This is a genomic window from Streptomyces sp. NBC_00370 (assembly GCF_036084755.1).
Classification (GTDB): Bacteria; Actinomycetota; Actinomycetes; order Streptomycetales; family Streptomycetaceae; genus Streptomyces.
This window is the reverse complement of sequence record NZ_CP107968.1, coordinates 5,193,299-5,219,186: the sequence shown is the minus strand read 5'-3', so window position 1 is coordinate 5,219,186 and position 25,888 is coordinate 5,193,299. Positions and strand designations below refer to the sequence as shown.

Sequence of the window (25,888 nt, the reverse complement as noted above, 5' to 3'; positions counted from 1 at the left end):
GTCGTACCGTCCGGACGTCGGTTCACGTCGGTTCACGTCGGTTCATGTCTGTTCACGAGTCGTCGTCGCTCTCCTCCTCGTCCTCCTCCCCGAAGTACGGGTTGGGCAGGTAGTCCCCGACGGGCAGGCCGTTCTCCAGGCGCTGCGCGCCCCGGATGTAGCGGCGGTGGACGCCTCCGGGGAACAGGACTTCCCCTCGCTGCGGGAAGGGCGAGGCGAGCCCCAGCGTGGCGTTCACGTCCACTCCGCCGGGAGCGCCGAGGTCGAATCCCCAGGTGCTCCCGCCGGGCGGCCCGACGGAGAGGTTCGCCGTCGCGCTGACCCAGGCCGAGGTGGAGCGGTCGTCGCCGTACACGTGATCAAGTGGGTGGATCCCCTCGTCTCCTTCCGGTCGCAGTCCCTCTGCGAAGACCAGCTCGGCGGACCGGGAGCTGACGGCGTACAGGGGGCCGGTGCTGACGCGCCAGCGGAGGGCCGCGTGCAGGTCGCGCGGCAGCAGGGGGAGCGGAGAAGCGGCGACGGTGGCCGGGTGGACCGGCGCCGTCGCGCTGACGGGTCCGGTGGCAGGCCAGGCGGCGGGCACCGGCAGGACACCCGAGTCGTCCGGGTCGCCGTCGGCGTCACGCGCCAGAAGGACCGTCCGCGGCCGGGAGGAGGCGACCAGGCCGCGGCCCGCCATGTACCAGTCCCAGGCGGGGCCTTCACTGTACTGCCGCCCGCCGTCGTCCGTCACCCGGCCTGCGGACGGGCCGTCCGGGTTGTACGCGCCGCGCAGCCCGAGACCGGGCAGTTCGGCCACGAAGACGTGCAGTCGCGGATCGTGCTGCCCCTCGCCCCACACCGTGCTCGACCCGGTGGAGGTGACGGCCGGGGTGGGATACGCCTTCCGGGTGTCCGCGAAGGTCTCGTCGAACCGGCCGTCGGCGGAGTACGGCACGTCGCGCGGGATCGGGAGCCGCGGCGCGCGCCCGTCGGCCGGGACGGCGGGCCGGGTGCGGTGCCACCTGCCGGCCGACCCGGTCGCGGGGTCGGGGAGGGCGGTGAGCCAACTGGGCTCCGCCGGGGCGCCTTCGGAGAGCACGGTCGTCCCTCCGTAGCTGATCGCCGTCCGGTTCTCCCGCTCGCTGTACGCCTGCTGGGCCGCCCGGCGGGACGCCGTGCCCGGCCCCGCCGTCAGCAGTGCGAGCCACCGTTCCCGGCCGGCCCCGCGCAGCTCCGGGTCGGCGGAGAACAGGGCGAACAGCTCGGCGTCGGAGACCGGCACCCTGCCGCCGGGCAGCTGGAGCACGCTGCCGCCGGTGCCGGGGTCCGTGTCGGTGTGCGCGAAGTACGGCAGCGATCCGCCGTGCGCTGCCCACGGGGCGAACTCCAGGTGGGTGGTGTTCCCTTCGGGACCCGGCCGGACGGTGTACATCCGCAGCGGCTCAAGTCCGCCGGGCATGGGCGTGCTGCCGTAGTCGCGGCCCTGGTTGCCGCCTTCGGGGTCCAGGAGCCGGGTCGCGTCCGAGAACGCGCCGAGCGTGCGCAGGTGCACGAGCCCGAGTACCAGCGGGTCGGCCGGATCCTGCCCTGCGGCGGCGGCCTGTTCCTGGACTTCCCTCAGCTTCGTGTACGCCGCCCCGTCCCACGCGGCGTCAGGGGCGAGGTGCAGCGCGGCGCGGCCCAGCGCCTCCGACGCGCGCAGTTCCTCCCGGGTGGGCGGGGCGAAGGGCAGGTGGACCGGGCCTTCCGGGGTGCGCAGGACCAGTTCGACGGGGCGGCCCGACCGGACCGCGGCGCGCGCGGCACCGCCCATCGCGGCGGCGAGGTCGGCGGGGAGCGCGGCGCCGGCGGCCCGCCGGGCGTCGGGGAGCGCGCCACCGGCCGTGAGAGCCTGCCGGGCACCGAGCAGCGCCCGGCGCGCCGCCGTCGTGACATCGCCGGGGTCCAGCCACACCTGCGGCGACTCGTCCTCGTCGGTGAAGGCGGCGGCGAGCCGGTCGCCGAAGTCCTCCGGGCTCAGCGCGCGCCAGTCGCCGCGCGCTCCGTCGGGCGTCCCGTGCGCGGCGAGGGCCGCGGGGGCGTCGTACACCCCGGGGGACGGCCTGGCAGGGGCGAGACCGAGGCCGAGTACGTCCTCCAGGGTGGCCCGCACCGCTGCGTTCCCGGTCACCCAGCGGGTGCCGTCGGGGCCGCTGACCTCCAGGAGCGCGTGCACGGTCAGCGTGAAGCCGAGCACGCCGCTGTCGTCCGGCTCACCGTCCGCGTTCTGCGAGAGGCCCGTACCGTACTTGATCACCTCGCGGCGGAAGCCGGTGACGCCGGTGCTCTGCCCGGTCGAGATGTTCTCGCCCGCGATCGGGAGCGCGCCGCTGAGGGCGTCGGCGTCACTCGTCGTCATACCGCCGCTCAGCGGCACGTTCACGGCAGGTGCGTAGGTCTGCCCACCGGCGGTCGATACGGTGCGGACGTCGGTGCGCAGCTCCATCAGGGTGCTCGTCCGGCTGGTCGTCTCGCTCTGCGGCCGGTAGAGCGTCAGTCGGACGGCCGAGGAGCTGCCGGACGGCCGCTGTCCGGTGTAGCGGCCCGCGCGCGCCGGGGTCAGCGCGACCCTGCCCGCGCGTACGAGGTCGCCGATGCGCAGCAGGGTGGCCTCCTGGGACTCCGACGTCTTCGGCAGCGCCTTGTCGCGCAGGGCGGGGTCCACGGCGCGCAGCGCGTCGGCGAGTTCGTCGGTCGCGTCGAAGTCGCCGACGACCAGCGTCTGCCGGGGCGTCCAGCGGGCGTTGTCCCGCAGCGGATTCGCGGCGGTGTCCTGGGCCGGGCTCGTGGCCGGCTCCTGGAGCGGGCGGTCCGCGATGTCGCGTGGGTCGGCCTCGTGGACGGCCGGGACCAGCAGTTCGGGCACGGCATGCCACACCGCCGTGCCGTCCTCCTGCTGCTGCGGCGTCTCGCTCGCGGGGAACCGCAGCGTGACGGTCACGGGCGTGCTGGAGACGGGGGTGCCGGGCGCGGGCTCCCGGTCGGACACCGCGGGCTCGTTGTCCGGGTCTCCGGCGGTCCGCTCACCGGGCGCGGTCAGCCGGTGGAGGGGGATCATCCCGCCGGTCGCGCCGCCGGTCAGAGCGCTGATCAACTGGGTCACTCCGCTGGCCGCGCCCAGCGACAGCGCCCCCGCCCCCAGCAGCCCGGCCAGTTGCCCGAGCGAGACGACGCGGTTGACCAGGAAGCCGGGGAGCGAGTCGTCGAGCCGCGTCGACGAGACCGCCACCCGGTACTCGTACTCCACCCTGAACTGCGCCGACGGCGCGTAGGTGCGGATCCACTGCTGGCGGTTGCGGTTGAGGGTGAGTGAGGTGGACCTGGAGGTGCTCAGGGAGAGCGACGCGGCGAGTCCGGCGCCGCCGGTGTTGTCCGTGCCGGGCGCGACCGTGTAGCCGCCCGCCCCGGAGAGGCCGAGCGAGAAGGTGCCCGACCGGGTGAGCGTGCGCGTCACCGAACTGGGCGACGAGGAGTAGATGTTCTCCGTGCCGGACTTCGGGCGCAGTGCCCCGCGTACGTCGCCCAGTTCGCGAGCGGGCGCCGGGCGGGCGTTGAGGGCCACCTCCACCAGGTGGAGGCTGCCCGTCCGGCCCTTGCGGACGAAGTGGATCCGCTGCCACTTCTTGGCGCCCGTTGACGCCAGCGTCCGCAGGCCGATGACCGATCCGACTCCACCGACCAGGGCGTCGAGCCCGGGGATGTGGGTGCCGCTGCCCGGGGTGAGCGCGCCCGGGGCCACGCGCCGGACCTCGGCGCGGATCGCGTCCACGAACGCGTCGAGAGGGCCGTCCGGAACGACGTCCGCGACGGTCGCCGGTCCGATGGCCCTGCCCCGCGACCGCACGTAGTACAACGGGAGGAGCCGGTCCAGCGTCGGCACCGACGGGGTGAGGCCGGCCAGCGCCGCCAGCCGCGGGTCCTCCCTGACGTCGGTCTCGGCGACGAAGAAGACCAGGCCGCCCGGCACCCGCACGGCGATGGCCCGCGTGCCGCGCGGACCGAGTCCTACGGCGTTGGCGGGCGCGTTGCGGTAGCCCTGCGACAACGCGAAGACATAGGTGATGTGGGCGCGGAACGCGTGGATCGGTTCCCTGGACTCGACGTTCATCCGGGCGTTGAAGACCGTGTCGGTGTCCGTCTCGCTCGACGCCACCGACGTGCCCCGGCCTCCGCTGCCGGACACCGCGCCCGAGGTGTCCCCGTCCGTACGGGTCCCCGAGCCGCTGAACACGATCTGCGCGGTGCGCTTGGAGCCGGTCCCCCGCCAGGACGAGTCGGTGGCGGTGACGTCGCTCTCGATCCAGTACTCGGTGCCGGCGAAGCCCTCCGGGTGGAAGCCGACGCCTTCGTGGACCGCGTTGTCCAGGAAGCCGCGCACCTCCCCCTGGGTGTCGGTGCCCAGCAGGGTGCCGGCCGCACCGGCGTCGAAGACGTAGACGCCGCGCAGCATCTGCGAGGCGCGGGCGTGCACCATGGTGCTGGACAGGGCGCTCCTGGCGACCTGCTGGGCCGGGCTCTCGGGGTGCGTCAGGGACTCGCCGAGCGTGATGTCCTTCAGCCACTGGGCGGGCTCGGTGACGAATGACGGCAGCGTGCTGCCGACCTGGGCGCCGCTCTCGGCGAACCAGTTCAGGACTCTGGCCAGCGCCCCCGGCTCCGGGCGTCCTTCGGGGTGGCCGTCGGTGAGCAGGTGCTGGAACGCCTTGATCAACTCGGCGCTGCCGACCGCCAGGTTGATGTGTGCGTAGGGCGGCAGCATCAGTGCTTCGTGCGGGCGGTCGCCGTTCTCGTCCGGTGCCAGTCGCGCGAGCCGGTAGTCGTCGTCGGTGGCGGTCCTGCTCGTGGGCGCGGGCAGCGGGTCGGGGCGCGCGTCGAGGGTGCGGGCGAGCGGGACGGCGAGGGAGACGGTCCCGTCCTGCGGGTCGAACGCCGCCACCGGCTCGGTGCCCTGCCCCGAGAAGACCTCCATGGTGAAGGTGGCCGGTATGTCGTAGACGCCCAGGTCGACCTGGCTGTACACGAGCATGTCCAGCCCGTACCCGGTGGCGGAGCCGGCCGTGGCCGCGCGCTGCTCGGCGACAGACGCGCTGGACGGGATGCCGCCGGCCAGCGTCGTGTTCCCCGGGACCGGGCCGTGGGCCTCGCCCGACAGCTCGGCGGAGACCGTGTGCGACGTGGTGAACGACTCGCTGCCCGTCACCGACAGGCCGTTGGAGTTCAGCGAGGACCAGTTCGGCAGGTTCTTGCGGTGCCGGGGGTAGGTGCCGGCCTGCGGCGCGACCGTGAGCAGCACACCGGCCCGCCAGACGTCGTGCTCGAAGGGCAGGTCGAAGTGGAGCGGGCGGCCGCCGTCCACCATCTGCCGCAGCCCGCTGCGCAGCCCCACCTGGGAGCGGGCGAGAGTGAGCTTGCGGGCGTTGGCCAGCCAGGCGTTGACGATCTTCCTGCGGCTCTTGTGGTCCATCCAGGAGAGCGACTGGCGGTCGGCAGGGGGCAGGAAGCCGTGGTCGCGCAGCCAGGTTTCGAGCTGCTCGAACAGCGGATCCGTACCCGCGACCTTGAGCGGGGTCGTGGACACGCCGAGCGAGCGCAACTCCGCCAGCTCCGGCGGCAGATGCCGCTCCTGGCCCGGCGCGACGGGGACTCCGTCGGTCTCGGCCCTGCTGGGCACCCGCAGGATGTGGTCGCCCGAGGCGGTGAAGGTGAACGGTTCGGTGCGGCCGCCCTCGGCGAGGACCAGGACGGCCTCGAACTCCAGGTCCGCGTCGACCAGGAGCTGCGGGTTCTCGGTGGTGAGGCTGAACCAGTCGTACGCCGTGCCCCCCGAGTTGAGCACGTGGTCGCGCTGGTACTGGTAGGAGCCGGCGAAGACCGGGCCGCCGCCGATGCCCGAGCCGTCGGGCTTCACGAAGGCGGGAGCGACGGAGAAGCCCGGCTTCAGCGCGTTGGACACCTTGTACGAGCCCTTGGGGCCGACGGTGTGCAGCAGGCTGTTCTCCAGCACCACGTTCTTCGACCTGGCCAGCACATCGGGACTCAGCCAGGTCAGCCGCGCGCTGACCTCGAGGAACCCCAGCGGATCCCCGGCCCGGTCCAGCAGGACCGGCGACGGGTAGGCGCCGGCCAGCATCAGCGGCAGCCCGGCGCGCTGGTTGTTCTCGGAGAGGAATTCGCCCAGCTCCGCCGCGGACTCCTTCGACATCCGGCGCAGATGGGGGTGCAGCTCGTCGGCCGCCATGATCGCGTCGTGGAGTGCGGCCGGGTCGCGCACGGTGTCCACGCGCAGGAGCGGCAGCTCATCGGTCAGCGTCCACGGGTCGGGCGGCAGATCGTCCGGCGTCGCGAACAGGGTGCCGAACGGACTGGGCTCCGGTGTCTCGGTCAGATAGGCGGGGAACCACGCGTCGAGCCGGCCGGGGGCGAGTGCGGCGTCGCCCCAGCCGTCGTCAGCGGTGGCCGGGTCGACGCCCGGAGCCGGGTCGGACACGGGCGCGGGCGCCGGCGCCGGCGCCGGGATCGGGATCGTCCCGTCGACCGGCTCGACCTTGACCTGCCACTCCATCGCGTAGTCGTGGACGTGCGAGGGGTCCATGCCCATGACCAGCCCGGACATCGCCATGAAGTCCTCCTCGACCGTGACCGAGTGGGCCTCCTGGTTGTGCGTCAGCGTCAGCTTGGGGGTGAAGCCCAGCGCCGACAGCACGGGGTCCCCCGCACCGTCCATCGCCCACCTGCGGGCGTAGGCGAGCGGAATGCTCCGTACGGTGCCCTGCCCCGCGGTGTCGGCGGACGTGACGGTGGTCTTGTTCCGCTCCTCCTGATGGACCGTGCGGCCGTCGGGCCCCTCGGGCGTCATCGTGGGTGCGGGCCGGGCGTCCGAGAGGTTCAGCCGCGCCGAGATCCGGTACTCGCGGCCCCGGTAGGTCACGGTGCGGACCATGCCCTTGACGCTCAGCGCGTACGGCAGAGCCTCCAGCAGCTCGGTTCCGTCGTACGCGTCGGTCACCTGCGTTCCCAGGGCCGCCAGCGCGGCGGTGTCGGCGTCCTGCGCTTCCACGTCCCGGGCCGACGGATCCTGGACCGCCCGCTCGTGGACGGCCCGGCCCAGGGTGATGTGCAGCCACTCCAGCGTCTCGGCCGGGAACGGCATGACGTACACCGAACCCTGGAGTCCACGACGGTCGCGGCCGAAGCCGGCGACGACGGTGGAGAGGTCGCTCCGGCCGGAGTCGGAGCCGGCGACCACGGTGGAGAGGTCGCTCCGGCCGGCGTCGGAATCGGCGTCGGAATCGGCGTCGGAGCCGGCGTCGGAATGGGATTCCGGCCCGGAATCCAGGTCCTGGACGTCCCCGGCCGTGTCGGCGCCGTCGACGACGTCCAGTGGGGCGGAGCGGGGCACCGGAAGCGTCGCGTCCAGCCGGGACTCCCCCGGCGCCGCGGGCATCACGGGCTGCGTCTTGCGGAAGGAGGCGGCCGACGGCGCGGGCGTTCCCGCCGGGCCGTCCTTGAGGGTGAGCACCGTCTGTCCGCTGTCGTTGGTCCCTGACAGATCCACGGGCAGATCCGTCCACCACACGGTCCTGGCGAGCCGGTCGGCGATCCGCTGCGCCGTCTCCGGAGTCAGCAGGCCGTCCTCCAGACACAGCAGGACCGGGAGGTTGTGGTCCTCGCGCAGGGTGGGGTCGGAGAGCAGCAGTTCCAGGAAGGCGTCGAGCCGGGTCCGGTAGGTGATGTCCTTGACGGACAGCACGATCATCCCCGGGTCCTGCGAGTCCATGGCGGCCCGCAGCACATAGGGCTGCGGTTGTTCCTTGCCGTCCACGGTCCTGCCCTCCCACCTGACGGCTGCCAGGCCCGCCGAGGTCCGGATCTGGGACAGATCGATCAGGGAGACGCCGGGCCGCGGGCCGAAGTCCCGTCCCGAACCCCGGTACGAGCCAGCGCCCATGTCCCAGACCGTCGCCACGACGGAGTCGGGGTCCAGCGCGTCGTGCCGCTCCAGGTAGTGCGCGGCGGCCACCGCGGGATCCGAGGCGGCGCGGCCTGCAGCGAAGGCGGTGGTGAAGACCGACCGCAGCTCCTCGCGCAGCCGGGCGTCGGCTCCGGCGCCCGGGATGACGGCCCGGTGCAGCACCCTGGCGACGGTCTCGTCGAAGTCCAGGCCGGGCCCGCCGAGTACCTCTTCGGCCTTGACCCGGGCCCAGAACATCCGCGACCGCTCTTCGGTGCCCACCTCGTCGGGGCCGTCGAGGAGCAGGGCGTCGGCGGCCTCCTGGCTCAGGTCCACCCGCTGTGCCCACGCCGCGGCCCGCGCCACGGCCGGGAGGGTGACGAAGTCGGCGAGCCGGCTGCCGGCCGGCGCCGCACCCGCCTTGCCCAGCACCGCTGCGTAACCGGCCTGACTGGCGGACCTGCCACCCTCGGGGTGGGCCTCGACCACCCGGTGCAGCAGGTCCAGGGTGAAAGGACCCAGCCCGTCGAACCGGCTGTCGGCGCGCCACATGCCGTCCAGCGCCGCCACACCGCGCAGCAGACCGAGGTAGTCGGTCCCGGCGGGGGCGCTCCGGCCGAAGGCCCGCCGCAGCGACGTGGCGACGCCGGACTTGCCGCCGGTGGTGCCGAATTCCTGTTCCACGTTCCAGCCGAAGGCCAGCCGCAGCGCCCGCACGGCCCGCAGGGTCCGCTCCCTGACCTCGGCGCTCGCTTCGCCCCGGCCCGTGTGCCAGGCCACCTGGGTGGCGAGCCGGTCAAGACCGGCGCCCTTGGGCTCCGGAAGGAACTGCACCCAGCGGCCGCGCCGGCCCCACGCGTCGGTGTACAGGAAGCGGGTGTACCTGCCCCCCTCCTCGTCGGTCGCCTGGGGGCGGGTCGCGGCTCGCGCGGGGCGGTCGGACGCGTTGGCGGCGAGCTGCCCGTACGGGACGTGCCTGAGCGGGTCGGCGACGAAGGGCCCGTCCATGTGGGAGTACAGCCGCTCCCGGGCGGGCACGGCCATGTCCTTCTGGGTCGCGCCCATGCACGAGCCGAGATCGAGCCAGCCCTTCGGGTTCGCGACCAGGCTGTTGCGCCGGTACCAGCGCCGCAGGACGCTCGGGTCCGACATCGTCCGGGAGGAGCCGTCCGGCAGGGCCAGTGCCACATAGCCCACGCCGCCGTGGGTGTCCTCGTAGTAGGCGTCGGCCGCGTCGCCGGGCCCCTCCAGCGGGAAGGGCTGCGACATGTGGTCGGCGATGGGGTGCACGTGTGTGTACGTCGTCATCTCGTCCAGGTGCCGGCTCTCCTCCTCGAATCGCCACCGGACCAGATCGTCGACGTTGTGCGAAGAACGCCCGATCTGCTTGCCGGTCTTCTTGCTGACGATGGCCTGGGTCAGCACGTCGCGGAACTCGGCGAGCGGGTCGCCGTCCCGCGGGTCGAGGGCCAGTCCGGGCGGGCTGGGCACCCAGGAGCCCTCCGTCGCGCCGTGCCGGAAGATCTCGTCCATGGTGGTGCTGCCGTCGGGCTGCGCGGTGAGCGTCACCTCGCTGAGGTGCGACCACACCGTAAGCCCGGTCCGCTCCGCCAGCAGTCGCGGCAGATCCAGCAGCCGGCCGCCGGCGGACGGGATCACCAGCACGATGTCGGTGCCCTGCGGCAGTCGCTGCCGGGCCACGTCGGCCGCCACCAGCTCGGCGAACTCCTCGGTACCCGTCTCCTGCTCGGAGCCGTCGGGCAGTTGTGCCAGGACGACGTCGAACCGGCCGTCGGCCGCCACCAGGTACGGCGGCAGACCCGTCTGCCACGGAGGGGTGACCGGCTCCCGCCGCGTCTCCCTCCCCCTCTGGTCCACCTGGATGGCATAGGTGCGGACGGTGTCCAGGGCGACGACCGTCCCGCCACTCCAGTTGATCCCCGGTACGCGCACCCCGTTCCGGGTGAAGTGCCGGGCCCGCCGCGGGTCCAGAACGCCCTGTTCCGCCAGATGGAAGGCGACCAGAGCCGCGAAACCGCGGGTGCTGCCCGCCGCCCGGGCCCGCCCGACCAGGGCGAAGAACTCCCGGCGCGCCGCGGCGTCGACCGGGGCGGCCTCGCCCAGGTGCAACACCTGCCTGGCCAGTCCGGCCACGTCCAGCGGCTTTCCGTCCAGCCGCCGGTCCCGGGCCCGCAGCACGTCCAGGAACTCCACAGCCGCCGCGTCCGGCTGCTGCGCGACCTCCAGGGTCGCCCGGCGCCGGCCCCCGCCTGCGGCCGTCTCCCCGCGCAGCGCGGCGCGTGCCCGCGCGCGCCTGGAGATCCGCGCTCCCTCCGCCGGGCCCGGCTGCTCGCGCCGGGTGATCGTGAAGTCTGCTGCCGTCAGGGGCCGTTGCCCTGCGGGCAGGTTCCGCTGCGACGCCCGCAGTTTCCCGTCCAGCCGGCTCACGAACTCCTGACGCACGGACCGCGCGTCCTGGTCGCGCGCACCGTCCGCGCCGTGTCCGACGACGGTGATCTCAGGAAGCGAGACACGCAGCGCGTGGTTGCGCAGCCCGCTCCTGGCCACCGCCACCGCCAGCCGGCCGACGGCAGAGGACGTCTGTCCCGAGCGGTCGACGGGCACCGGAGTCTCCTGCGGCAGCTCGGGCAACGGCGCTGTGACGACCGGCTCGGTGAGCGGACGGACCGGGAGCCGCGCCGGAGTGCCGGCCGCGCCCAGTCCGGGCATCGGCTGCCCGGACGAGGAGCGGGCCGGCGTCCGGGCCCGGTCGCCGCCGCGGTTGTGGTGAGCCGCGTCCTGGCGTACCTGCCGGTCGGCGGTGCCCGTGGCGGGCTCCGCCGCCCGTGCCGGGGAGCCGGCCGGGTCCGGCACGGCCCTGTCCTGGATCTCCGCGAGGACCGCACGGCCCTGGCTCTCCCCCGGGGCCACGGCGGGATCGGCCGACCGGTCGAACAGCGGACCGCCCGGCCACGGCAGCACCTTCGGGACCTGGGGGTCGACGGGGCGCGCCCGCTGCCAGCCGTCGTTGCGGGGAGCGGCCCCGGTGCCGGGACGCAGTGTGACCACCGGGTCACCGCTGTCGCCGTTCTCCGACGTACTCACCACGGAATTGGTCCACCACACGGTCCGGCCCAGCCGCTGGGCGAGCCGCTCGGCCAGGCCGGGCGCCAGGTCGCCCAGGCTCGACACGGCGAGGACCACCGGAGTGGTCAGCCGCACGAGACGCAACCAGCCGTCGTCGGCGAGCAGTTCGACCAGCTCGCCGACGGGGCTCCGCGTGAGGGCCCCGTCCACGGTCAGCAGAACGACGTCGGGGTCTGCGGGGTCGAGTTCGGCGCGGACCAGGTAGGGGGTGGGCAGGTCTTCGCCCTTCGCGTCCTTGAGCCAGGGTGCGTCCTTCAGCCCGTCGGGGGTGTGGACCCGCGTGAGATCCACCCGCGCCGGTTTCGGCCCGCTCGTGAAGTCGCGCCCGCCGACCGGGGACGTGCTCGGGACCGTGCGCAGAACCGTCTTTGTCTCCAGGGCGCCGAGCAGCCCCAGGTGCCGGGCACCCATCACGTCCGGGCCCGTCACCTCGCGCCCCTCGGCGAAGACCCTGGTGCAGAGGTCGCGCATGCGATCGTGCTCGGCCGTGTCGTCCGTGGTCCCGACGGGCAGGTGCAGCAGCCTCGCCGTGAGCCGGCCCATGTCGACGCCGGGAGCAGCCAGTGCCTCGGCCGTCTTGACCCGTGCCCAGAACATCCGCGACCGCATGGCGTCGGTGACCTGGCCGGGACCGGAGAGCTTGAGGACGTCGGCGGCAGCGGCGTCCACGTCCCGCTGGGCGGCCCACACCAGGGCCTCGTCCACGGCGGGGAGCTGCACGAAGTCCGCCAGCCGCGTACCGGGCGCCGCCGCCCGTGCCGCGCCGAGTACGGCCCGGAGGGCGCTCTGTTCGTCGTGCGTCCCACCGGCCGGGTGCGCCGCCACCACGCGCCGCAGCAGGTCCATGGTGAAGGGGCCCAGATGCGCGAACCGCCCGTCGGCCAGCCACATGTCGTCCAGCGCGGTGATACCGCGCATCAGGTCCTCGTGGTCCGGTTCGAACTCCGCCTGGTACCCGAACACCAGCCGCAGTGCCCGCACCGCGCGCAGGGTCCCGTACCGCACCGCCTCCGGTACGGCGCCGGGGCCCGGGTGCCGGCCGACGACCACCGCCAAGCGGTCCAGCTCCGCTTCCGAGGGCTCGGGGCGATGTATCGACCACCACGTCGACCGGCCCTGGGCATCGCTGTGCAGCCCCCGGAAGTATCTGCCGTTCGTGTATTGCTGGGTGCTCTGCCGCAGGTAGGAGACCCGGGTGACGCGTCCGGTCGCGTTGGCGGCCTCCTGCCCGACGCTGATGGCGGCGAGCGGATCGGCGACGAAGGGGCCGGCGAAGGAGTCGCCCAGGAGGGAGGCCGGCACGGCATCGTCCGGCGCGGCCCCGCTGTGGCAGAACACCAGGTCAAGCCAGTCCCGCGCGGGGCGGGTGGCGAAACTGGCCCGGCGGCTGAACCACTGGAAGAACGGGCGGGCCGGCACGATCTCGCCCCCGCCGTCCTCCAGCGGCACCTTGACCGCACCCGGTACGGAGTGGGCGTCCAGGTGGTACGGGTCGCCGAAGGGCGGCTCGCCCGGCCCTGGCTGCGGGCCCGGCATGGCGTACTCCACCGAGATGGCGCCGGTCGCGGGATTGAAGTGGGCGTACGTCGTCATCCGGTCGAGGTGGCGGCCGTGGTCCTCCAGAGGGGTTTTGGTCTCCGCGTGCAGCCCGCGGCCGATCTGCTGCCCGGTCTCCGCGCTGATGATCGCCCGGGTGAGGATCCGCAGCCGCCAGCCGTCCGTGTCGTCGAAGTCCGCCCCGGGGGCCGTCCCGGGTACGCTCGGCACCCAGTCGCCCTGCTGCTCCTGGTAGCGGTGGACCACCTGGAGCCGGCTCGTGCCGCCCCGGGCGCCGTTGAGCTTCGCCACACCGCTGTGTGCCCACACCGTCAGGCCGGTCCTGTCGGCCAGCATGCGCGGCAGCCGCAAGGTGCGGTCACCGGCGAAGGGGTACGCCAGCACGATCGCCGTCCCCTGCGGCAGGCCCGCGTTCCGTACGTCCTCGGCGATCAGCTCGGCTGCCTCGTCGCTGTCCACCTCTCGTGCCGAGTCGTCGGGCAGCCGCACCGTGACCACGTCGTGCCGCCCCTCCTCCGCGGCGACCACGTAGGGCGGGGTGTGCGTCGGCCAGCGGGCCGGAAGCGTCAGCGGGGAGGTGAGGCCGCCGTCCTGCTCGGTCTCGCGGACGTGGAAGGCGTCCAGCTCCAGTCTCCTGGCCTTCTCCTGTGTCCAGTTCAGCCCGGGGACCCGGCTGCCCCCCACCGTGAAATGCCGCTCCCTGTCGGCCGCGAGCACACCCAGTTCCGAGAGGTGGAAGGCGGCCAGCGCCGCCACACCGTTCGCCCGGCCCGCCGCCCTCGCGCGCGCGAACAGGTCGAGCAGGTCGGCGCGTACCGCTCCGTCCACCCGCGCCGCCGCCTCCAGGTGCAGTACGCGACGGGCCAGCGCGGCCAGGTCGAACCGTCCCCCGCGCAGCCATCTGTCCTGCCGCCGCAGCGCGTCCAGCTCCTCCATGTCCTCGAGGCGCCGGGGCGGGGAGACCTGCACGCGCGCCTGGACCCGCGTCGGAGACCCGGCGGACCCGACCCGCACGATCGGTGCCGCGTCCGCCCGGCCACTCTCCGCGGTGATCTGGAAGTCCCGGGCCGTCAGCCGCCGCTCGCCCTGCGGCAGACCCCGCTGGAGCCCGGTCAACTCCTCGCCGAGCCCCCGGACGAACTCGTCGTACACCTCCTCGGCCCGCCGTATCCCGAGGGAGGACCGTCCGGAGACGTCCTCGTCGTAGCCGCGGACGGTGACCGACGGCAGGGAGATCCCCAGCTCCCGCGCGCGGAGGCCGAGCGCGGCCACCTGGCCGACCAGGTTCCGGACGGCGGCCCGGTCCGCCATCGGCAGGTTCGCCCGGCGGCGCGGGAAGGCCAGGTACGTCACCCGCGCCGGCCGCGCCGCCGCAGGCGCGGCAGCGGTCGCTCCCACCGGGCGGGTACGTACGGGGGGCCTGGCCGAGGAGTCGCCGGCGAGCGTGGCCGGCCGTGACGGGGCGCGGACGAGGGGCGGACCGGCCGTGCCGTCCTCCTCCTCGGCCTCGGAGTCCGCGGCGAAGACATCCGCCGCGAAGACGTCAGCCGACGACACGTACGGGCCCAGGGCTGCGCGGACCTCGGCACGTGCGGGGTCGGGCGGGGCGGGCGCCGCCTCGGGGGCGACCGGCTGGGAGTCCGTCCCGGGGCGCTGCGGCGGCAGGGAGTGCGCGGAGCGCGACACGGGGGGCGGGACCGACAGCGACTGGCCCACGGGGGTGCCGGCCTGCGGCCTGGTCAGCACCCAGGAGTTGATCGTGGCCGCGTGCTTCCCCGTCGGGTCGTCGTGCAGCGTGAGCACCGGCAGTCCGCCGGCACCCGTCCCTGACAGGTCCACGGGCACGTCCGCCCACCACACCGACCGGGCGAGCCGGTCGGCGAGCCGCCACGCCACCCGGCGGACGAGTGGAGCCGGCGTCCCCGGCAGGCAGAGGATGACCGGAACATGCGGACCGTACTTCAGCAACGCGCGGTCGGCGGTGAGCAGTTCGGCGAACACGTCGAGCGGGACCCGCTGCTCCATCCCGGCCACGTGCGCCAGGACGATGTCCGGGTCCTGCGGGTCCAGGGCCGCCCGCACCAGGTAGGGGCACGCGTACGGCCTTCCGTCGGTGAACGTGCCGACCCAGTCCGGGGTCTCCGGTCCCGCCGGTGTGCGGATCTGGGTGAGGTCGACCACGGGCGTTCCCTGTCCGGGTCCGAAGTCCCGCCCCCCGCCGTCGGCCAGAGAGCCGTCCACGCTCCCGGCGTTCTTCGCGAGGTTCACCAGTCTCGCGAGTGTTTCCGGGGTGTTGACCGCGTACATCTGGTTGTCGTCCTCCAGCACGCCCTCCCGCTCCAGCCGGTGTGCGGCGACCGTGTCCGGGTCGGCGGCGTCCCAGCCGGCCGCGTACGCGGTGGTGTAGGCCGACCGCAGTTCCTCGCGCAGCGCGTCGTTCGGCTCGACGGCCGGGTCGATGTCGAGCACCCGCGCGAGAAGCGCGTCGGCGTCGAGCGCGCCGAGCGTCTCCTCGGCCTTGACCCGCGCCCAGAACATCCGGGAACGCTCAGGGACACCGGCCTCGTCCGGGTCCAGGCGCAGCGCGTCCTCCGCCTCCTCCCACAGGTCCGTGTCCGCGCTCCCGGCCCACGCGACGGCCCTATCCACCGCGTCGGAGAGCTGGACGAAGTCCCGCAGCGGTGTGCCCGGCGCGGCCTCCCTCGCCTTGGCCAGCACCGCACGGTAGGCGGCCTGACCGGCGTCCGGGCCACCCTCCGGGTGGGCTGCCACCACTCGTCGGAACAGGTCCAGCGTGAACGGGCCCAGGTCCGCGAACCGGCCGTCGGACCGCCACATGTCGTCGAGTGCGGCGACGCCCCGCACCAGGTCCTCGTGGTCGGCGCTCCGCTCCACGTCCCAGCCGAAGACCAGCCGCAGTGCCCGCACCGCGCGCAGGGTGCGCTGCCGCGTCGCCTCGTCAGGGTCCGCGTGCCGGCCGGACAGGGCGGCCAACCGGTCCAGCTCGGCTTCCTTCGGCTCGGGCAGGAACATGACCCACCGTCCCTTGCGGCCCCAGGGGTCCGTGAACAGGACCCGGACCCACCGTCCGTTCACCTCCCGGACGTCGTCGGAGGTGCTGGCGCTGCGTACCGGCCGGCCGGACACGTTCGCGACGCGCTGACCGAAGGGGATCGTCGCGAGCGGGTCGGCGACGAACGCCGCGTTGTCCACGTCGGAACCGGCCACGGCCGGCACGGACGTGTCCTCGTACTCACCCGTCGCACAGCCCATCAGGTCGATCCAGAGCCGGGGCCGCTCCGTCACGCTCTTGCGCCGGAACCAGTGCCACAGCGGCAGGTTCCTGGCCAACGACCTCTTGGTGCCGTCGTGCTGCACCAGTGTCAGTCCGCTCGGACTCCCGTGCGTGTCCTCGGAGAACGCGTCCCGTATCGGCCCGGGAGCCGGCAGTGGGGACTCCGCCGTGTACCGCTGGGTGACGGGGTTGTAGTGCACGTACGTGGTGATCGTGTCGAGTCTGCGGCCCGCCTCCTCGAAGTCCCTGCCGACCAGGTCCTCTTCGGTGTGCGAGCTGCGCCCGATCTGACGTCCCGTCAGAGAGCTGACGATGGCCTGGGTCCGCACGCCGCTGAAATCGGCCAGCGGGTCCGCCTCCCACGGGTCGGTGTCGAGACCCGGCGGGCTGGGCACCCAGGCGCCCTGCCGCTTCCCGGCCCTGTGCACCATCCCGACCATGGCGGTGCCGGCCTGTTCCGCCAGCACCCCCTCGGCGGTGTGGGACCACACCGTCATCCCGGTCAGGCCGGCCAGCAGCCGCGGCCCGCGCAGCAGCCCGTCACCGGCGAACGGTACGGCCAGCACGATCGGGGTGTCATCGGGCAGCCCGAGACCGGCCACGTCGACCGCTACCAGCTCGGCGAACTCCTCGAAGTCCAGCGGCAGTTCCGACTCGTCGTCCCGCCGCACCACGACCTTGCCGTCGCGCATCTCGGCCGCCACGACGTACGGCTGCGCGGAGAGCGGCCATGGGGGGCTGCCCACCAGGGTCCGCTGGAGCGTGTCGTCCTTCATCAGGCGCGTGCGCATACGGCCGGTGTCCAGGGTGACGACCGGCGTCCCGCCCCAGTTCAGGCCGGGCAGCCTGGTCCTGCCGTCGCCGCTGGTGAAGTGGCGTTTACGGTCGGACTCCAGGACGCCGGCCCGCTCGGCGTGGAAGGCGCCCAAGGCCGCCACGCCCCTCGCCCGCCGCGCGCGCCGGGCCTCCTCGACCAGCTCGAACAGCGCCGTGCGCTCCGCAGCGCCGACGGCGGCGCCCTCGCCCAGATGCAGGGTCCGCCGCGCCAGCCCGGCCAGGTCCAGCGGAAGACCGGTCAGCCGCCGGTCCTCCCGCCGCAGTGCGTCGAGATGCTCCACACCGGCCGCGGTCCGGTCGTAGGCGAACTCGATCGTCGCCTGCCGTCCGATGTCGGCGGCGGAAGCCACTCGCGTCAGTGCGGCGCGTACCGGTGCGTCCACGGGCACCTGGTCCAGGCCGCGAGCGCGCGTCCTGAAGTCGGCGGCCCGCAGCCGGTCCTCCGGGGGCAGGCTGTGCTGCCTGGCCTCCAGTTCTTCGTCGAGACGCGCCATGAACGCCTCGCGCTCCGCCTCCGCACGCTCGGCGCCGAGCCGCTTCCCCGCCTCCTGACGGCTCTCCTGCCCCTCCGGCGTCGCGTCGGCCCCGTATCCGGTGAACAGGATGCCCGGCAGGGACACCCCAAGACGGTGGTTGCGCATCCCGGCCAGGGCCACCCGGACCATCAGCCGCTCGACGCCCTTCAGGTCGTCGTCGTACTCCGACGGCGTCTTCGCCCCCACGGCGAACGGCACCAGCGTCGCCCGCGGCAGCGCCCGCTGCGGGGCTTCGTGCACCGGCTGGGCGTTCGGCCGCGCGGGAGCAGCGGTGTACTCAAGTCCCGGCATGGGCTGGCCGGACGTCGCGCGGGACACCGCGCGCTGCCTGACGGCGGCGGGCACAGAGGTCGCCACCGCGATCGGCCGGGACCCGGCGGCGTTCCCGCTCCTGACGCCCGTCGGCGCGGCCTCGGCCGGCTCCGGGGAGGCAGCCGTCCCGTCCGGCAGCGGCGCGTGCTCGGGCACGGGGTCCGGCACGGGGCGCGGCGCCTCCACCGGCTCGGCCGGGTCGACGGGCGCGCTCTCGGTCCACGCCTCCGAGGGGGCATCCGAATCGAGCGGCGGAGCTCCTGTACTGAGGAGGAACCTCTCGTCCAGGCCCGTCGGCGACATCTCCGTCCGCGCGGAGGTCGACCACACACTTCGGCCGAGGCGCTGGGCGAGGCGCTGCGAAAGGTGGTCCGCCAGGCCGGTCGTCAGCAGGTCCAGCTCCGGAATGTCGAGCACGACATCCGTGACCAGATCTTCCTGGCTCAGGACAGGGTCCGCGGCCAGCAGTTCGATGAACTCGCCTCGCGTCACCCGCAGGACGCTGCCGTCGAGGACGAAGTTGAGGTACCGCGGATCGGCCCGGTCCAGCGTGGCGCGCACCACGTAGGGGGCCGGCTTGTCCTCGCCGCTCACATCCTTGCGCACCCACGGAGCGGGCTTCTTGCCGTCCGGGGTCCTGATCTGCGTCAGATCCATTGCCAGGGGGCGTCGCTCGCCGGTGAAGTCCCGTCCCCTTCCGAGAGTGCCATCGGCGTGCAGTGTGACGGGCATGGCGGTCTCGCCGCCCAGCACCCCGGCGGCTTCGAGCTGGTAGGCGGCCGCCACCTCACGGTCGGCGACATCGCGCCCCTCGGCGAACCCCTGCGTGAGCAGCAGCCCGAGCTGCTCGTCCCGCCGCTCGTCCACAGCCGCCGACGGATCCAGGCGCAGCACCTCGCGGGTGAAGGCCGCCCTCTCGTCCGTACCGAGGCCGTGCAGCAGGTCGTACGCCTTGACCCGCGCCCAGAACAGCCGGGACACGTCCAGCGAACGGACGACGTCGACCCCCAGCAGCTTCTTGGTCGCCGTGTCGTACGAACCCTGCGCGTCCAGCCACGCCACGCTCTCCTTCACTGTCGGCAGCGGCACGAAATCGCTCAACGCCGTGCCGGGCGCGGCCTGCTCGGCGGCGGCCAGCACCGCGCGGTAGCCGGCCTGGTCCACCCCCCTCCGGCCCGCCGGGTGCGCGGCGACCGCCCGCTGGAAGGCGTCCAGCGTGAAGCCGCCCATCAGGTGCAGCTCGATGTCGGCGCGCCACATCTCCTCCAGCGCCGCGGCCCCCCGCAGCAGATCGAGGAAGTCGGCGGCGTCCTGCACGTCCCGGCCGAAGATCAGCTTGAGCGCCCGGACCAGATGCAGCACCTGCTCCCGGGTGCCGAGTGGTTCCGCCTCGCCTTCGCCGTACATCCCGATCTCCCGGGCCAGCCGGCCCCGCTCCTCCCAGTCCGGTTCGGGACGGAAGATCTGCCACCGGGTACGCCGGCCCTGGGCATCCGTCAACAGGCCGTGGCTGATCCGGCCGTCTCGCTGGGTGACCGCGTGTATGCGCTCGGCCGCGCGTACATAGCCGCGCCTCCCGTTGGCCGCCCGCTGCCCCGCCGGTATCTGCCGGAGAGGGTCCGAGACGAACGGCGGGGGCGCCGCCTCCCGCTCCCCGCGGCCGTCGCGGGGTCCGGGGGCGGTACCGCCCCAGCATGCTGCGAGGCTGAGCCAGCGGCCCCGGAACACTCGCGCGAGGCGTGCGGCGGCTTGCTCGATCCGGCCTTCACCGAGCTCGGCGGTCCCGCCGTTCCACCGGGCCCGCATCAGGACGCCTCGCAGACCGTGCCCCAGCAGATGATCCGCGTCGGCCTCGACAAGACCGGGCGGGGCCGGGAGCGGCTCCTCGGCGATGACGTTGCCGGTCGCGGGGTTGAAGTGCAGATACGTCGTCTGCTGATCGAGGAGCGGGGCGAACTGCTCCCGCAGCTCGTAATCGTGGGGCGCGTACGACAGGTTGGCGATCACGCGCCCCGTCGCTTCGCCGGCGATGAACCGGCTCTCCTGCTCCCAGTACCAGTCCTCGGCCAGCGGCTCGTCGTCGGGGTCCGGAGCCGTGTCCGGAGCCGCGTCGACCCACTCGCCCAAGAACTGCCCCTCCTGCCCGATCAGCCGGGGCCGGCCGCTGTCGTGGGAGAAGTCCATCGTGCCGGTGTGGGCCCACGCCGTGTGGCCCGTGCGGAGGGCGAGCATCCGCAGGAGCCTCATGTCGTAGGCGGTCGCGAACGGCAGGATCACCGCGATCGGGACCTTCTTGTCCAGGCCCTCCCGCGCCACGTCCGCCGCCACCACCTCCACGGTCTCCTCGATGCTCAGCTCCCGGACCGACCCGTCCGGCATCCGCATCTCCACCACGCCGCGCCGCCCGTCGGCCACCAGGAAGTAGGCACGCCTCCCGGCCCAGGGAATGGCGTCGACGACCATCAGGTCGCCGTCCTGCCGGCCGTCGGGCGACAGCCGCTGGGCCTCCACCGAGGAGGCGTCGAGCCGCACCCGGTCCTTGTCCCGTGTCTCGCCGGGCCGCAGGCCTCCGGTGCCCTCGGACGGACGGCCCCAGTTCAGACCTGCGGTCCGGAGGCCGGCACGACCGGTGAAATGGCGCTTCCGGTTCGGGGCGATGACTCCCAAGTGCTCCAGCACGCCCGGCTGTCGCAGGTAGTAGGCGCCAAGCTCGCCCATGGTCCTGGCCTGCCCGGCGGCTTCCGCCGCGCCGAAGAGAGCGACCAGGGCCTGGAGCATCGTGTCGTCCACGACGGCGTCCGGAGCCAGGTGCAGCACCCGGCGCGCCTGTTCCTCCGGAGTGGACGCCGGTTTGCCGACCGTCCGCGGGTCGGACCTGTCCAGCGCGGCCAGCTTCTCCGCCGCGTGTTCGGCGGTGACGGTGGTCACCCGGATGAGCGCCTGCCGTCGCTCGTTCCGGTCCGTCAGCCCCGGCGGAGCGGCCACCGGCGCCGAGCCGCCGTTCACCACGGTCACGAAGTCAGCCGCGCGCAGCCGGGGCTGATCCGGGGCCTGGCCCGCCTGGAGCGCCGTCAGCTCCCGGTCCAGCGCCGCGCCGAAGACGGCGGCGACCGCTGCCGCCCGCTTCCCGCTCCGGTCTCCGGCCGACCGGCCCGTCGAGCCGCCCGTACCGGTGCCGTAGCCGATGACCTCGATCTGGTAGGGCAGCCTGCGGGCAACGGCTCCGGCCGCCACCTGACGGGCGAGCGTTTCGATCCCCGCCCGGTCCCTCCGCGACACGCTGGAGCCCCCGGCCGAGAACGGCACGAACGTGAAGGGCGCGGCGGCCGTGTTCGTCTCCTGCCGCGCGTGCCCGTCCGGGACCGCCACGGATGTCGTCGTGCGCGGCGCGTTCGCCTCCCGCGCGCCGACCGGCGCGACCCGCACCGGCCCGGCGTCCGTCGCCACCGTGCGCAGCCCCGGGGTCCGGCCGCCGAACATCGGCCGCTCCCGCACCGCCCCGGACGCGGACGGGACCGGCGACGCGTCCTCGGAGGGCGTGGCCGCCCGGGGCTCGGTGGCGACCCCGGCCCACCGCTTCCGCAGCCCCAGACCGGACCGGAGCGTGTCGGCGAGTTCGGCGGCCTGAGCCAGGTCGGCGCCGCCCTGGGTGAACAGGTGCCGCGCGACCTGCCGGACGGCGCTCCGGAAGTCGGGCCCGGCGTAGCGGGAGTCCGCGAGCACGTCGTGCGGTTCCAGCGGCAGCACCAAGGCAACGGCGGCGGCCCAGGCGCGCTCGACGTCCGCCGGCGTGGCGCTTTCGGGCGCGCTGAACTCCTGCCTCGCCGAAGTCCACAGTCTGCGGGCCACGTTGGCCGCCGCCACGTCCAGCACCTGCGGCCAGACGCCGGGCCGCAGCATCCGCAACCGCGCCTGCTCCGGCCGCCCGAAGCCGCCGAGGAGCAGTCGCTTGTCGCCTAGCAGCACCAGTTCGGTCTTCTGGCTGCCGGTGAGTTCGACGCTCGCCCTATCCACGTCGGCCGGGTCGACGCTCTCGTTCGCGTCCGGGGCGGGCAGCCCCGCGAGCAGACCGGCCGGCAGGTCGTCCGGGGTCACCGCGCGGGCCAGCCACTCGCGATGCGCCTCGTCCCGGGGGACGAGCGGGCCGGCGGCCGTACTGGCGGTGTCCTCGCCCGCGAGCGCACGGGACGCGGTCAGCTCGGCCGGCGTGACGCCCAGGCCCAGCAGCCGTGCCTCGGCGTCCTCCACCGCGGTACGGTCCCGCGCGACGTCGCTCCAGGCGTGCGTCATCGCACTGTCGTCGGCGTCTCCCCGCAGCGCCGCCTCCGCTCCGGCGACGGTGTTCCGGAAGACGGCCAGCGCCCGCGCGTGCCCGCTCCACGCGGAGTCGAGCGCGGGATCGGAAGCAGGTTCGAGGGCGGATTCGGAGGCGGGCGCGGAAACGGGTTCCGGGGCGGGTTCGGGCCCGTCCGTCGCGGAGTTCGTCAGCCGCGAGACCTGATCAATGCGGGCCTCTTGCCCCGCCTCCGAGGGAGCCGCCGCCGAAGGCGGGTCGCCCTCGTCGGGCGTGACCTTGTGCCAGGTGTCACGTGCCGCCTCCGACGCGCCGGACGCCGGGTACACCGCGAGGCTGAAGGTCTTGCTCTGCTCGTCGAACCACAGGCCGACCTGAGCCGTCGACCCCCACCATGTCTTTGCCGTGTTGCGGGCGAACTCACCGAGCGGGGTGCCGTGCAGGGACCGCGAGCCCGGGGGCATGGCGGCGGCGAGCGTCGTGATCACGGGAACCCCGTGCTCCCTCTTGCGCAACTCCGGGTCGCGGTAGGCCAGATCGGCGAGTTGCTCGAACGGCGTGCCGTTGCCGCGTCCGCCGTACACGAAGGGAGCCGGGCCGCCTTCCTTGTGCCAGGGGGCGTCCTCGGTGGCGAACTCCTCGAACCCGCGGCCTTCGGGCTTCCGCCGCAGCAGGGTGACCTTGCTCGGGTCGAAGCTCCCGGGCCGGAAGTCCCGGAGGTTGAAGAGCCTGCCCCACTCCTGGCCTGCCTGGTCCTTCCTCAGTGTGTCGCGGGACAGCGCGCCCGCCAGCTCCAGACGGTGCGAGGCCAGCTCATGGAAGCTCCCCGGGTCCCGGCCTGCGGCCAGCGCTCTGCGCACCCCCGCGACGGCCTCACCGAAGCGCCGGGGATCGGGGGCCGGCAGGCCCAGCAGACGCTGCGTGAGCATCGCCCTGTTCTGCGCCCGCAGCCGGGGGTCGGCCGCGAACATCCCCCAGGTGACCAGGAGCTGCTCGGTCTCGATCTGCGCCCACAGCGTCCGTGACCACTGCGCCTCGACCGGCGGCGTCTCGGAGCCGGTGCCCCAGTCGGAGGACGCGTCGGAGTCGGAGTCGGAGTCCGGGTCGGTGACGGGGTCAGGCCCGAGTACGTCCCTGATCACCTTCGCGGGGTCAGGCATCTTCTCGAACGCGTCCAGTGCCCTGGTGACCGCCGGCAGCGGCAGCCAACTGGTCAGCGGCCCCAGCTCCCCCGCGTCCGCCCGACTCGCCGCCTCCCGCAGCAGATTCAGATAGGCGTCCGGAGTGACCGGGGCCCCCTCCGCGGTCCCGGCGTGCCGCCGTGCCAGGGACTCGAACAGCTCCACGGTGAACCGCCGTACGCCGGGCCGGTTCAGGGCCGGATCGGCCTCCCGCCGGTTCTCCAGCGACCCGATACCGCCCAGCAGCTCCTGGTAGTCGGCCCGCACGTCCACGGAGGGGCCGAAGACCAGCCGCAAGGCCCGCACCAGGCGCAGTGTCCGCTCCCGCACCTCCTCGGACGCGGGCCCTGCGGCGTCGTGCAGTCGCGCCCACCGCGCCACCTGGTCCAGCGCCGAACCCTTCGGCTCCGGACGGAAGAGCATCCACTGCGCCGTGCCACCGCGCCGGTCCGTCATGAGCACGTACGACGGAGCGCTCTGACTCCGGTCGTAGAAGGCGGAGTTCTCGAAGACGCTGGCGTACACCGGCCGGTCTTCCTCGTTCGCCACGTGCTGGGCGCCGGGCACATCGGTGAGCGGGTCGGTACCGGCCGGCCGGCCGGCGAGGGTGGTAGGAGGATCCGCCACCGCACCCTGCGGGGCGAACATCCCCCGGTAGCAGTCCTGCAGCACGAGGGGGTGCGCGCGCTCCCGTCCGACCAGCGAGATCTGGTACGCGATCCTGCGCGCGTGCTCCCTGCTGTCGACGCTCTGCGGCCCGTCCTGGGTGAACCAGGTCGCGTGACCGACCCGACCGTGCACACCCGCGACGAGCGGGAAAGGAAGGTTCTCCGCCGCCCAGGGCGTCTCCTGGACCACGTGACGCGTGCGGCCCGGCGTGATGACGAGGGACGTCTTGGACCGGCGTATCAGGCGGGAGACGTGCGACCGCTCCCAGTTGGTCCCGCTGGTGAGGTCCACCGAGATGAAGCCGAACGCACGATGGTCGTCGCCGACGAGCGGGAACGCGATCTCCCTGCGGCTCCAGTCCACCTCGCCGCTCTCCGGCCTGGCGGCGCGCGCCGTCTTCGGGTCCCGCACCAGCCAGCGGGACAGGACCTTCCCCTCCCGGCCCTCCAGCAGGAACAGCGGCCGGTCCGTCTCCCCCGCCTCCGACAGGGACATCTCACCGTTGGGGGCCCAAGCAGGCCGGTCGAACCGGAGCGCGAGACCGTCCTGGAGATGGAGGTTCCAGCCGGCGACCTGGCCCGTCGCCAGCAGGAAGGGAACGTCCTTCGCGAGCTTCCCGTGCTCCGTGTCGAACGCCACCAACTCCACGAACGCCTCGAAGGGCACCCGTCGTCGGAAGCTTCCGAGTCCCCGCACCCGGATCGTCTTCTGGTCGCTGCCGGCCGCGGCGACCAGATACGGCTCCGCGCCCGCGCTCCACCCGGCGGGCTCCTCCGTCACGGGGGTGTCGGCCCGGCCGGTCCGCGTCCCCGTCGTGGTCAGGTCAAGGCCGGCGGGCAGGCCGTTCTCGGTCCAGTCCCAGCCCCGCGCGCCGCCGTTGGCGTCCCGACGGCGGAACCGGTCGTCGAGTACGCCCCTGTCCAGCAGGTGGACGGCGGACAGCAGCGCCAAGCTCCGCGCTCCCCGCGCCCGCGGGTCCGCCGCGAGCCGCAGCGCTTCCTCGACATGCGCCGGGGCCACCCTCGCGGCCGACTCCAGCATCAGCACATGCCGGGCAATCTCGATGGGGTCGAACGCGCCCTCCCGAAGAGCCGGCACCTCGGCGCGCAGCCGGTCCAGCCGCTCCAGCGCCTCCAGCGCCCCGGCGGGGGTCTCCCGGCCCCGGTACAGCACGGCGAGGAACCGGTGGTACTCCGGTACGGAGTCCTGCCGCGCCCGCGTGGGCACGGTCAAGGGCGCGCGCGGCGGCCCGGCAGGCGATACCGGCCGGGAGTCGGCCGAGGACGCGTTGGTCAGGCTCGCGATGGACGCCATCACCGCCGCGTCGTCGGCCGCACTGTCCGAGACGGTGCCGAGGGAGACATCCTCCACCGGCCGGGTGAGCACACGCCCCGGGCCGGCTCCCGCGGCCCCGGTCGCGAGATTGGTCGCGGACAGCGAGGGGACCTGCCCGTTCGTACCGGGAGTCCAGAGGGTGGCGAACCCCGGCAGCGGGGTCGCCGGAGCGGAGAGCACCGGGGCCGGCGAGCTGTGCGTGGCGCTCCCCGGGCTCGCGGCCGGTGCGGCCACGTCGTCCGGCAGGACTTCCCTCCAGGTGTGAGGAAGCGCCGGAGACCCCCCGGGGTCCGGATAGACCGCGAGAGTGGTGACACCGGTGAGCTGGTCCGTGTACAGCCCGGTGTGGTTGAGCGAACCCCACACCTGTCTGCCGGTGCCGCGCGACAGTTCACCGAGCGGACCGGTCGCCGGGTGGGTACCGGGCGGGACGGCGCTGACCGCCGCCATGATCACCGGGGCGCTCGTGCTCAGGGCACGCAGCGCGGGGTCGCGGTAGGCCAGATCGCCGAGTTCCCCGGGCGTGGCCAGGGCGCCGTCCACGTCGTACACGAAGGGCGGCGCTCCGTGCGGGTCGTACCACGGGGCGATCTCGGTGCCGACCGGCACGAACGAGCCGTGGGGTGCCGGGCCCATCAAGGTGACGGTGGACGGGTCGAAGACCGTGGGCAGTTGCGGCCCACTGCCGAGAGACCGGCCCCAGGTCAGACCGTTGAGGGGGTCCCGGTGCAGCGAGTACGGGGACAGCACGCC

Annotated in this window: 1 protein-coding gene (only partly in view); it reads right to left on the bottom strand. The window is 73.9% G+C overall.

Features of this window, described 5'->3' with window-relative positions; genetic code table 11:
* Nucleotides 1-52: 52 nt before the first annotated feature.
* Nucleotides 53-25,888: the 3' portion of a lonely Cys domain-containing protein gene (locus OHS57_RS23270; protein WP_328583218.1), read on the bottom strand. It continues 24,273 nt past the right edge of the window; only the last 25,836 of its 50,109 coding nucleotides appear in the window; the start codon falls outside the window, past its right edge; it ends in the stop codon at nt 53-55.